Below are 12,073 nucleotides of genomic sequence, written 5' to 3'. Positions count from 1 at the left end.
TGGGCTATAAATCTGGTTGCAAGTGCCGGTGATGATTTTGGCGCGAATGCCTGCCTGCATCAGCGTGGATTGAATGGCGATGGCTATATTGAGGAACGGCTGATCAGCCAGCACACGCAAGGTGGTGTCGAAGCCATTAGGGTAGCCCGCTGCGGCTAGCAACGCTTTGGCTCGCGGCACATCAAGACGATAACCGGGATCGGGCAGTGTTTCAGGCATACCAGACTGGATCGGACGCTGATGCAAAGTGCCATAACCGGCCATCAGGGTTTTATTGATGCCCTGATAATCGACTAAGTAGCGCACGGCTTCGCGCACCTGCGGATTGGCGAAGTGGTCATCCTTCATGCTCATCGCCAGGTAATAAAGGGTGCCTTTCTGCACCGCATCAATGGTGAGATCCGGATCGTGGCGCAGCGCCTGCACATCGGGGATTGCCATATTACTGGCAATGTCGATATCGCCTTTCTCCATCATCAAGCGCAAGGTTTGTGACTCCTGCAAATGGCGGAACACCACGCGGGTTAATCTGGCAGCACCACGCCAGTAATTGTCATCCCTGCTCATGCGCAATACATCCTTGGCCTGCCAAACATCGAGACGAAACGGGCCTGAACCGGCTTCGTGCGTGGTCAGCCAGCGGTTGCCCCAGTCATCGTTCACCGCGTTGGCCTGCACTGTTTTACTGTCCAGCACCACCATGCTGCCAAGTGCGGCCAGGGAATAGATCACCAGTTGCGGATCGTTAGGCTTAGGCAGTTGGATCACCACCGTACGGGCATCGGCGGCAGTGATCATCTGATCCACGTTGTCTTTACTGAAGCCGTAGGATTTCCACACTGACGCCTGGGCCAGATTGAGATGCAACACCCTGCGCATCGACCAAATCACGTCTTCGCTGGTGAGCGGGTTACCGGAATGGAAATGCACGCCGTCGCGCAAATGGAAAGTGAGTTGGCGATGATCGGCGCTGATCTCCCAGCGTTCCGCCAGAGCAGGGCGTACATGGGTGAGCTGGCGCGGATCTAACTCGACGAGCCCATCATAAAGATTGACCACAATGCCCACCACTTCATTGCCGGTCATCGCGGCGGGGTCTAGCGTCAACAGGTTGTTCATGTTCATGCCCACGATCAACTGGTCGTCTGGCGTGGCGGCCAGCAGCGACGGGCTACCCGTGAGCAGCATTAGCGCGGCGCACCATGCTCTGCAATAACGAGATATGTTCATAAGCAAAGTCCAGCAGGTCAGAGGTTTATAGTTGTTTGCCGTACTGCTTGTGTTCGACGCTTACCAGCGATTGAGCGTGTGGGTTTCAATCCAGCTGAAATTAATGTCCTCCCCAAGTCCAGGCCGGGTAGGCAGGTGAACAAAGCCCTGATCGTCCATCGGATCGACCAGGCTATTGAGGTAGGCCGGCGGCTGTTCATAATCGAGGAAAGGGTGCAACAACCCCCGTTCGTACCAACGGCAGTTACGAATGGCACCCACCACCGCGATGCTGGCCGCGCCGTTGCCGTGCACTTCACAATCCATGCCGAAGGCTTCTGCCAGGCTGGCCACTTTCAGGGTGGCAGAGATGCCACCGACGCCGTTGGCTCCGGCACGCAGGATGTCACAGGCACCTGCACGCACCCAGTCGGCACGACTGTGGTGTTTGCCGCCGAGGCTTTCCGGGCCGAGTACGTCAATGCTGAGATTTTCCGCCAGCCAGGCGTAAGAGGCCATACTCTCCTCTTCCATCGGTTCTTCAAACCAGGCGAAGTTAAGCTTCTCCAGCGCTTTACCTATGGTGAGTGCCTCGCTGCGACTGTACCAGTGGTAGCCATCCAGCATCAGGGCGATATCCGGACCTACCGCTTCGCGTACCGCGGCACAGGCTTTGATATCCATTGAGGTGCTGGGGGCGAAAGAAACCGGCGGCATCCAGGTATGCAGTTTTATGGCTTGATAACCGCGTGCTACCAACTTCTCGGCAAACTGGGCGTACTCGTCCGGCGTTGAGAGGCCACCCTCCAACTCATCGCCGCACATGGTGCTGCCGTAAGCGGGAATTTTTTCACGGTAACCGCCCATTAGCTTATGCACCGGTTGTTTAAGCTTGCGGCCAATCAGATCCCACATGGCTTGTTCGACAGCGGAGAGTGCGCGCTCAGTGAGTTGGTGCGCGCTGCCACGCTGCCAGTGCACCAAATCCTGCCACAAGCGTTCACGATCAAAGGCGTTTTGCCCGATCAGCACCTTACGGAAGAAGGCGTTGACCACATGCGGCCGTATGACTTCGGCTGGTGCGAAAGCATATCCGCAATCGCCGTCTTCGCTGGTCAGCGTGAGCAGCGCCATTTGCGCATCGGTTTCTGCACCAGGGTGCGAGTGGCCCGCGCTATCTGCTACGCGGCGCGTAGGGTAGGTAAACAGGGTGACATCAATGGCGCTGATCTTCACGGTAAGACCTCCAGACAGGATTTCAATGCTCAGGGCGAGCGTTAAATTAAAAATAGAACAGCGTTTCAATTCGAAATTTAGCATAAACAATTTGTTTACGCATTTGGTGAAATGCGGGAAGAGAAGGTCATTACCTGGGCAGTTGCATGGGGTGCTGTGAGCACTTTCACGAAAGAAGGTCGTTTTGTGAGCGGCTACACAGTAAGAAAAACGGCAAGGGGATGTAAAAAAATGTGTCCCAGGGGCTTTTCATTTCGCGTCTGCCAGGTAATAGTGACGCCGCGAAATTTTAATAATAATCATTATCATTTGTATGGGTAGACACAATGAAAAAATGGCTGTTAGCACTGGGGTTACTGGCTGTAACGGGTTCTGCTTCGGCAAAAATCATCACCGACATCGCAGGGCGTCAGGTTGAAGTCAAAGAAGAATCCAAACGTATCATTCTGGGTGAAGGGCGTCAGATGTATCTGCTGGCGGCATTCGATACCGCCGCGCCTTTCCATCGCGTAGTGGGCTGGCGTGATGATTTCCATAAGGCCGACTATGACGGTTATATGGCTTATGAGAACAAGTATCCGGAAATTAAAAAGCTGCCTACCTTTGGTGGGGCGAAAGACGGCACCTTCAACGTTGAGCAGGCGCTGACGTTAAAGCCGGACCTGGTGCTGATGAACCTCGAATCAAAAGCCGCCACGGATGAAGGCAAGTTGATTGAAAAGTTGCAGGCGGTTGGTGTACCGGTGGTGTTTATCGACTTCCGCGAGAAGCCGATGGAGCACGCCGAGAAGAGCATCCGCATCATGGGCGAACTGGTCAATAACCCGCAGCGTGCTGAAGAGATTGTGGCTTTCCGCCGCGCGCAGATCGAAAAGGTGACCGATCGCCTGAAAAACTTCACCGGCACACGTCCAAAAGTGATGATTGATCGTGCAGGTGGCTACACCGATGAATGCTGCATGTCGTTTGGTAATGAGAATTTTGGTCAGATGGTCGAAATCTCCGGCGGGAGCAATATCGCTAAAGATCTGATCCCAGGCACCTTCGGTACCCTGAACCCAGAGCAAATCATTGCCAGCCGTCCGGATGTGGTGGTAGTGACCGGAGCCAACTGGAAGAACTACAACACCGTGGGCAAATGGGTGGGCGTTGGCCCTGGCGCAGACACCAAAGAAGCCACGGCACGTCTGAAGTTGCTGATGATGCGCGATGCGTTTAAAACCCTGCCGGTTGCCCACAACGGCAATGCACACGCCATCTGGCACCAGTTCTACGATAGCCCATATCAGTTTGTCGCGATTCAGGCGATGGCCAAGTGGCTGCATCCGGATCTGTTCAAAGATATCGATCCTGACGCCACCTTCCGTGAGTTCCATGAAAAGTTTCTGCCATTGCCTTATCAGCCGGGTTACTGGGTGACACTGCCTGCGGATAAGTCATAACCTTTAGGCTTTTTGCGGTAATCGCGCGCATTACTCTTCATCTTTACTAATATTTTACAGGCGGTTGGCTGCGATTTCGGGGAAGCGAAACGCAGCCATCGCCTGAATAATAAACGTAATAGGGAGAGTGAAATGTTGTATACCTCGGGACGTTCAGCGTTTGCGGTGGGGCTTTACGCTCTGCTGGAACCGCTACCGCTGGGCTTTTTTGTTGCGGCCTGGCTGTTCGATATCATCTATCTGCAAACCTTCGTCATCATGTGGACCAAATCAGCCAGTTGGTTGATTGCTATCGGTCTGGTGCTCGCTATCCTGCCAAGATTAATCAGTCTTGTTTACTTATTCCGCGGGCCTTATCCCAGTGAAAAGACCCATTTCTGGCTGTCACTGCTGGCCATCGTCGTGGCTATCGCAAATGCCTTTATTCACAGTCGTGATGCGTATGCCGTGGTGCCGCTTGGGGTAACGTTGTCGACTCTGGTGGTGGCACTGCTGTTGCTCGCCAACGTGCAGTTAGCGCTGCGTGGACGCATTACAGCAGGAGGTCGCGCATGAAACAGATTTTGAGTGCAGTGACCCTCGCCATGCTTCTCAGCGCTTGTGATGATGGCTCACTTATCGATCCGCAAAAACAGATTGGCCCCAATCCTGAACTCCCCCAGGCGCAAAACTTCTTTGTACCGCCGATGCAGGTGCCGGAGGGTATCCCCTGGAAAGCCGGTGAAATGCCAAAAGTGGCGGAGGGGCTGAAGATTGAAAAGATCGCTGATAACTTACAGCATCCACGTCAGGTACTGGTGCTGCCGAACAATGATGTGCTGGTGGCCGAATCCAACGGCACACCGAAACCGACAACCGCGCCGAAAGATCTCATTACCGGCATCGTAAAAAATGCTTCGGGCAAAGGCGGGGCCGGTGGCAATCGTATTACGCTGTTGCGTAATGTGAACGGCAAGTGGGAGCAGCATCGATTTATCGATAACCTGACCGCGCCGTTTGGCATGCAGCTGGTGGGCAATACGTTGTATGTTGCCAACGCCGATAGCCTGGTGAAATTCCCGTATGAAAACGGACAAACTGAGATTCGTACGCCGCCGGTGGTGGTGACTGAACTGCCCGGCGGGCCGATTAACCATCACTGGACTAAGTCACTGCTGGCCAGCCCCGACGGCAGCAGGCTATATGTCGGGGTAGGGTCAAACAGCAACATTACGGAAAATGGCATTGGTGCCGAATATCGTCGAGCGGCGGTACTCGAAGTCGATGCGGCGAGCGGTGCCAGCCGTATCTATGCCAGTGGGCTGCGCAACCCCACCGGTCTGCAATGGGAACCGCAAACGGGCAAGCTGTGGGCGATCGTTAATGAACGCGACGAGATTGGCTCGGACCTGGTGCCGGATTATATGACCTCGGTGCAGGACAAAGGCTTTTACGGCTGGCCATACAGCTATTATGGCCAACATGTCGATGTGCGGGCGCAGCCTCAGCGGCCTGACTTAGTAGAAAAAGCCATCAAGCCAGATTACGCGCTCAGTTCACACGTGGCACCGCTTGGCTTGCTGTTCTATGGCGCAGATAACATGCCGCAGTATCGCGGAGGGGCATTTATCAGTGAACATGGCAGTTGGAACCGCACGCCGTTGAATGGCTATCAGGTGGTGTGGGTGAAATTCGAAAACGGGAAACCGGTTGGTCAGCCACAGCCGGTGGTGACCGGATTCCTGACCGATGACCAAAAACAGGTACGGGGCTTACCGGTGGGACTGGCATCAGATCAGCAGGGCGGTGTGCTGATCGCGGATGATGCAGGTAATGCCATTTGGCGTATCAGCTCTGCCAATTGATTTCTGCAGGCAATAAAAAAGGATTTGGCTTGATAGCCAAATCCTTTATTTATGTTCGCTAACCGGCTGGTAACCGCGCTGCGAACGGGGTGCTCAGCACTCCTCACAAATCAAATCATAAAATGTGCGGGGGAATATTTCAAGTTTCGCAAAGGTACTGTATGGTTATACAGGTGTTGAGTGGCGAGCGCAGTCTCATTGTTTTCTGATGACTCCCAGGGGCGCGGATTGTCAAATCCCGGCAGGTTTCAGGTGGTGCTGGCCTGTGGCTTCCACAATGAGTGGCGCTCAGCACTCCTCACAGCTGTGCTCAGGCCATCGGCGGGTGGAGTCAAAGCTCCGAAGGCTGAAAAGCGCGCTCCTGTCAAAGGAGAAGGAAAGTGATGGAACTTGTTCGGTTACTCCTGGACCTGGTCCGGGTGATCCTGCAAATCATCGTTGCCCTTTTGCAACTGACCGGTCAGGCGCACTGACCGGAACTTGAAACAAGGCGGAGCTTACCCCTCCGCCTTTTTTCGTTAGTTTCAACAGGTGATTTTTTCTCAATATCGGTAGTTACCTTCCGGCACTAAATTCTCTTTGCCAGACAGTGAAAATGTGATTATCAGCTTAGCTAACTTATGTTATGAATTTAGTCTTAGAAAAAAATAATCAGGTAAAGGTTTTATGTCGTCGCAAAAATTGTCCAAAAGCGTTCAACGCATTCATTCATCTGCCATTCGGGATTTATTGAAACACAGCAAAATGGAAGGGGTGATCTCTCTGGGTGGTGGCATCCCGAATCCCGACCTGTTTGATACCGAAGGCCTGCAGATCGCCATGGATCGCGCCTTGTCGCAGGATGGTCACAACGCATTTCAGTATGGCTTGAGTGAAGGGGATCCGCTATTACGTGAAGCGATCTGCCGCATTTCAGCCGACCGCGGTATTGATTGCACGCCAGACGACGTGGTGATCACTTCTGGCTCCCAGCAGTCACTGGATATTCTCGCCCGCGCGTTAATCAACCCCGGTGATGTGGTGGTGGTGGAGCGTCCAACTTATCTCGCCGCATTGCAGGTTTTCCAGTTGGCTGAAGCGCAGTTCAAATCTGTTGGCACTGACGGCGAAGGCATGATTGTTGATGAGCTGGAAGAGCTAGTCAAACAGACACCAATCAAAGCCGTGTATATCGTTCCGACCTTTGGCAATCCAAGCGGCGTCACCTTATCTGATGCGCGTCGTCAGCAGTTAATCGCGCTGGCGAAGCAGTATGATTTCCTGATTTTTGAAGACGATCCCTACAGCGAGATCAACTTCACCAATCAGACATTCCGCCCATTAAAATCCCATGCGCAAGCGATGGGGGCCAGCGAGAATGTGATTTATACCTCGACCTTCTCCAAAATCCTGGCACCGGGCGCACGCGTTGGCTGGATCACCATGCCGGGCTGGTTGAAGTCATCAGTGGTGAACCTGAAGCAGGCAACGGATCTGCACACCAGTGCCTTGTCACAATCCCTGACGCGTCATTATCTGGAAACCGGTCGCTTGCCGGAGCAGATTCGCTTGATCCGCGCGGCCTATAAGCAGAAGTGCGATGCATTGTGTGCAGCGCTGGAGACGGAGTTGGGGGATAAGCTGCACTTCTATCGCCCGCTGGGTGGCATGTTCCTGTGGGCAACGTTCAGGGAAGCTTTCAACACCACCGAATGGCTGAAAACCACGCTGAGCAAGGGTGTGGTGTATGTCCCGGGTGAGTTTTTCTATTGTGATAATCCAGATACTTCAACGCTGCGTATTTCGTATGCCTCAGTATCGGAAACCAATCTGGCCGTAGCAGCACAGCGTTTGAAAGCTTCATTACCGCAGTAATCGCCTGAAAGCCCTTGGTAACAAGGGCTTGTTTTAGCCGTTGGCACTGTCCAGCGGCCAGGATTCAAACAGATAACCATCAAAATCGATGTCATCGACATCTGAAAATTCCAGCAATCGCTGTTTCACATTTTCCAGATGCTGCCACATGGCTTGCTTGGCGGCGCGTGCATCTTTCTTGATCAATGTGGCGAGGATCTTCTTGTGATCGTCGAGCCACTGCTTACGATAATGAGTGTTCACCAGATGACGATGTAACTGACTCCACATCACATTATCTTCACGCCACTGCCAGGATTGTTTGAACAACTCGACCAGCATGCTGTTATGGGTCGCTTCGGCAATCGCTAAATGGAAGTTACGATCGCCGTTCTCGCTCTCATTCACGGCGCCGGATGCCAGTTCTCTCTCTTCCAGTTCCAGCGCCTGACGCATCTTGATGATGTCTTCACGCGTGGCCTGAAGGGCGGCAAACTCCGCGATATTACTCTCCAGCAATTGACGCGCCTGCAGCATCTCAAACGGGCCGGCATCGTTACAGGCGGCTTGTATCGTCGCGCGCGGTGCAGGACTGTCGTTTACCACGTAGATCCCGGCACCACGACGCACTTCAATCAAGCCTTCCAGCTCCAGCATGATCAGTGCTTCACGCACCAGCGTACGCGTGACATCCAGCAGCGCAGCCAATTCACGCTCAGGCGGCAAGCGTTCGCCCACGGCATACTGCTTTTGCATAATCATGTTACGCAACATTTCCCCCACTTCCTGATAAGGGCGCTGCGCTGATGCTTGTGTTTTCATGAGCTCTTTTCTGCTGATTAAGAAGTTGACGACCACTGACGCTGCCATCAATTGCGCCCTGCACTATAGCACAGGGCGGAATTCTCAACGTGGATTGAGGGTAAAGTAGCGCTGTGCGTTATTGAAACAGATATCCTGCAGCATGTTGCCGAGTACCGCTTCATCGTGCGGCACAATGCCATCCTGCACCCATTGACCGAGCAGGTTGCACAGAATACGGCGGAAGTATTCGTGGCGTGTGTAAGAGAGGAAGCTGCGTGAATCGGTCAGCATCCCGACAAACTGGCTGAGCAAACCGATTTGCGACAGTTGCTCCAAGTGGCGCAGCATGCCATCGCGCTGATCGTTGAACCACCAGCCGGAACCAAACTGCACTTTACCGGCGATGCCCGCTCCCTGGAAGTTACCTGCCATCGTCGCCAGCACTTCGTTGTCACGCGGATTGAGGCAGTACAGAATGGTCTTTGGCAGTTGGTCGTTAACATCCATCGCATCCAGCAGGCGCGAGAGCGGCAAAGCAATATTGTTATCGCCAATCGAGTCAAAACCGCTGTCTGCACCCAGCAAACGGAACAAGCGAGTGCTGTTGTTGCGAATGGCACCGATGTGTAACTGCATCACCCAATCACGTCGTGCATACTCGGAACCCAACCAGACCAGCACCGCGCTGCTAAACTGCGCGATTTCCAGCTCGCTTAGCGTGTCGCCGTTGCGACGTTTCGCCAGAATGGCGTCCAACACGCTATCGTCGGGAACAGGTGCAAAGCGCAGCACTTCAATCCCGTGATCCGCTGCACGACAGCCGTGAGCGGAGAAGTGATCTAACCGGCGCAGCAGGGCGGTGCGCAACGCATCAAAGTCGATGATCGCCACATCCGCTGCTGCCTCAAGCCGTCCCAGGTATTCAACAAAGCCTTCAAGCTCAATCTTGAAGACCTTATCAGGGCGCCAGCTTGGGGCGACATCAATATCAAAGCTGCTGTCTTCAGCAATCTGACGATGATATTGCAGCGAATCAACCGGATCATCGGTGGTGCCAACCATACGTACATTCATTTGACGCATAATGCCGCGTGCAGAAAATGCCGGGGTTGCCAGTTTCTCGGCGCATTCGTCCCATACGCGTTGTGCGGTGTCCGGCCCAAATAACGTATTGGTGATGCCGAACGGGCGACGCAGCTCCAGATGCGTCCAGTGGTAGAGCGGATTGCCCAGCGTTTTGGGCACGGTGTGGGCCCACGCGAGGTATTTATCGTAATCGCTCGTAGATTTACCGGTGATCAGCGATTCATCCACGCCCGCAGCACGCAAGGCGCGCCATTTGTAGTGGTCGCCTTCCAGCCAAATCTGTCCGAGGTTGGCGAACTGACGATCCTCGGCGATCTCTTGCGGATTGAGGTGGCAGTGGTAGTCATAAATCGGCATGTCAGCCGCATAGTCATGGTACAAACGACGCGCAACGTCGCTTTGCAGCAGGAAATCGTCATCCATAAAGTGCTTCATTTCGGCTCCTGATTCAGGGATGCAACGGCGGCGCGGGCACCATGCTGGCAAAGCTGCGCGTACACCTGTTGAAGATGGCTGACGAAGCCCGGATTGGCGGGCAAATCGTCTCCAAAAATGGTTCTCACGGCAAGCAGGGCGCTAACGCGCGCATCGCCTTCTGGCGTGTGCTGGTTGATGTCTTTTAGCGTGGTAGTTAATGGGTCAACCACATCAAATGCTTCACCTCGCTCATCCTGCCCGACGACGTAACGCATCCAGCCGGCAATTCCCAGCATCAAGTGGCGATAGTCACTGCCGTGCTTCAGGTGATAGCGCACGGAATCGAGCCAGCGCTGTGGCAGCTTCTGACTGCCATCCATCGCAATCTGTTGCGTCCGGTGTCGCAGGGAAGGGTTGCTAAAACGCTCGATCAGCTGATTAGCATAGGCCAGCAGATCAATACCCTCTGGCATTGATAGCGTTGGTGCCTGTTCCTGCATCATCAGTGCTAATGCTGCCTGGCGATAGGTCGGGAGTTGCATGGTGTCAGCGATGGTTTCACAGCCACCCAAATACCCGAGGTAGGCAAGAAATGAGTGACTGCCGTTGAGCATACGCAGTTTCATCATTTCAAATGGCGCAACGTCGGCCACAAACTGCGCGCCCACGCGATCCCAGTCAGGACGGCCGTTGACAAAGTTATCTTCGATCACCCATTGGCGAAATGGTTCACAGGCCACGCCGCAGGGATCGGCAACGCCCAGCAAGTCGCGAATCTCATGATGTGTTTCGTCGGTCACTGCGGGAACGATGCGGTCAACCATGCTGCTGGGGAAGGTAACGTTCTCATCAATCCAATGCGCCAGTGCCGCATCGCGCAACCGCGCCAGGCCTACCACAGCGGCGCGCGCGACATGGCCGTTATCACGCAGGTTGTCGCAGGAGAGCACAGTAAACGGCCCTAAACCACGCTCACGACGCACACGTAATGCTTCGACAATAAAACCAATGGCGGATTTCGGCGTGCCAGGGTGCGCAACATCGTGTTGAATAAGTGCATTATCCGCATCCAATTCACCGTTGGCACCCTGAGTGCAATAGCCTTTTTCCGTCACCGTCAATGAAACGATAGCGGTTTCCGGACGAGCCAGCGCTTCGATAATGCCGTCGTGTCCATCCAGTGCAGGATGCAAGGCTTCTTTGATGGCCGCAACGAGGTGAACGTCGTTCTGCCCGGCACCTTTTTCCGTCACGCTGTAGAGCAGATCTTGCTGGCGCAGTTGTTCGACCAACAGTTTGCCGCTCGCCGACATCAGGTTGACCTCACAGATGCCCCAGTCAGTGTCACTGATTTCAAGCAGGTGATGCAGATACAACGCCTGATGCGCGCGATGAAAGGCGCCACAGCCGATATGCACAATACGCGGCACCAGCCGCTGATGGTTCCAGGCGGGGCGGGTCACGTTCAGTTCGCCATTGGCGAGGTTAGGTTCCATGTAAACTCCATCAAGCCGGGTGCGCCATCAATGGCACCCGGCAGCAACGAATGCCATCAGAAATAAGCGCGATGAATCGCCAGTTCCACACCGCGAATTTCCGCCAACCCTTTCAGACGACCAATCGCCGAATAGCCGGGGTTGGTTTTCTTTCTCAAGTCGTCGAGCATCTGGTGACCATGATCCGGGCGCATCGGAATCAAATCCTCCTGACCGGCCGCTTTACGACGATGTTCTTCTTCAGCAATCGCCTTAATGACGGCGAACATGTCAACATCGCCGCCTAAATGCGCTGCCTCGTGGAAGGTGTTCGGGTTCTCTTCGCGTTTGGTTGACCGCAGGTGTGCGAAGTAAATGCGTGGGCCAAAACGTTTCACCATGCCGGCGAGGTCGTTTTCTGCCAACACGCCGTAAGAGCCGGTGCACATGGTGAAGCCATTCGCCGGGCTGGGTACGGTATCGATCATCCACTGCAAATCTTCTGCGTTAGAGACGATGCGTGGTAAACCCAGAATCGGACGCGGGGGATCATCCGGATGCACTGCCATCCGAACACCGGCCTCTTCCGCCACTGGAATAATCGCGCGCAGGAAGGTCGCGAAGTTTTCACGTAACTCAGCTTTGCCGATGCCGTCATAACGGGCTAATTGAGCACGGAACTGGTCCAGCGTGTAACCTTCTTCTGCACCCGGTAAACCAGCGATGA

10 protein-coding genes are annotated in these 12,073 nt (G+C 54.2%); 4 read left to right on the top strand and 6 right to left on the bottom strand.

What is annotated here, in order from left to right:
- Window positions 1–1,230: ABC transporter substrate-binding protein (locus RT340_RS17700; protein WP_313377391.1), on the bottom strand; the 1,230-nt coding region annotated here is incomplete at its 3' end.
- 60 nt (window positions 1,231–1,290) lie between these two features.
- Window positions 1,291–2,445: a mandelate racemase family protein gene (locus RT340_RS17695; protein ID WP_313377390.1), complete on the bottom strand. Its 1,155-nt coding sequence runs from the start codon at window positions 2,443–2,445 to the stop codon at window positions 1,291–1,293.
- A 326-nt stretch (window positions 2,446–2,771) separates the two neighbouring features.
- On the opposite strand from RT340_RS17695, the gene RT340_RS17690 reads away from it, so the two are divergent.
- From RT340_RS17690 to RT340_RS17675, 4 genes are all read left to right on the top strand, one after another.
- Window positions 2,772–3,887, top strand: coding sequence for an ABC transporter substrate-binding protein (locus RT340_RS17690; protein WP_097117185.1), 1,116 nt, complete (start codon window positions 2,772–2,774; stop codon window positions 3,885–3,887).
- Between the two features lie 132 nt (window positions 3,888–4,019).
- Complete coding sequence (locus RT340_RS17685) at window positions 4,020–4,442, top strand: DUF2231 domain-containing protein (protein ID WP_166931240.1); 423 nt, start codon at window positions 4,020–4,022, stop codon at window positions 4,440–4,442.
- On the top strand, window positions 4,439–5,731 hold the full coding sequence (locus RT340_RS17680) for a PQQ-dependent sugar dehydrogenase (RefSeq protein WP_097117183.1): 1,293 nt from the start codon (window positions 4,439–4,441) through the stop codon (window positions 5,729–5,731). The genes RT340_RS17685 and RT340_RS17680 overlap by 4 nt, the downstream gene beginning before the upstream one ends.
- A 666-nt stretch (window positions 5,732–6,397) precedes the next feature.
- Window positions 6,398–7,585 carry a PLP-dependent aminotransferase family protein gene (locus tag RT340_RS17675; RefSeq protein WP_313377389.1) on the top strand — a complete coding sequence of 396 codons (1,188 nt, stop codon included), beginning with the start codon at window positions 6,398–6,400 and terminating at the stop codon, window positions 7,583–7,585.
- Window positions 7,586–7,618: 33 nt separating this feature from the next.
- Here RT340_RS17675 and uxuR read toward each other — a convergent pair whose 3' ends face one another.
- The 4 genes from uxuR to uxuA form a co-directional block, all read right to left on the bottom strand.
- Entirely contained in the window at window positions 7,619–8,386 is a 768-nt protein-coding gene (uxuR, locus tag RT340_RS17670) for a Uxu operon transcriptional regulator (protein ID WP_313377388.1), read from the bottom strand.
- 84 nt (window positions 8,387–8,470) lie between these two features.
- A complete protein-coding gene (uxaC, locus tag RT340_RS17665) occupies window positions 8,471–9,889 on the bottom strand; it encodes a glucuronate isomerase (protein WP_313377387.1) in 1,419 nt (472 codons plus the stop codon).
- Entirely contained in the window at window positions 9,886–11,367 is a 1,482-nt protein-coding gene (locus RT340_RS17660) for a fructuronate reductase (protein ID WP_313377386.1), read from the bottom strand. The genes uxaC and RT340_RS17660 overlap by 4 nt, the downstream gene beginning before the upstream one ends.
- Window positions 11,368–11,423: 56 nt before the next feature.
- Window positions 11,424–12,073, bottom strand: a 650-nt coding sequence (gene uxuA, locus RT340_RS17655) for a mannonate dehydratase (RefSeq protein WP_313377385.1), incomplete at its 5' end; no start/stop codon positions are given.

The sequence above is a fragment of the Pantoea sp. CTOTU50773 genome (assembly GCF_032082325.1).
In the GTDB taxonomy this organism is placed as follows: domain Bacteria; phylum Pseudomonadota; class Gammaproteobacteria; order Enterobacterales; family Enterobacteriaceae; genus Pantoea; species Pantoea communis.
Note: the sequence above shows the minus strand (reverse complement) of the source record. Positions and strands in the feature narration are given on the sequence as shown.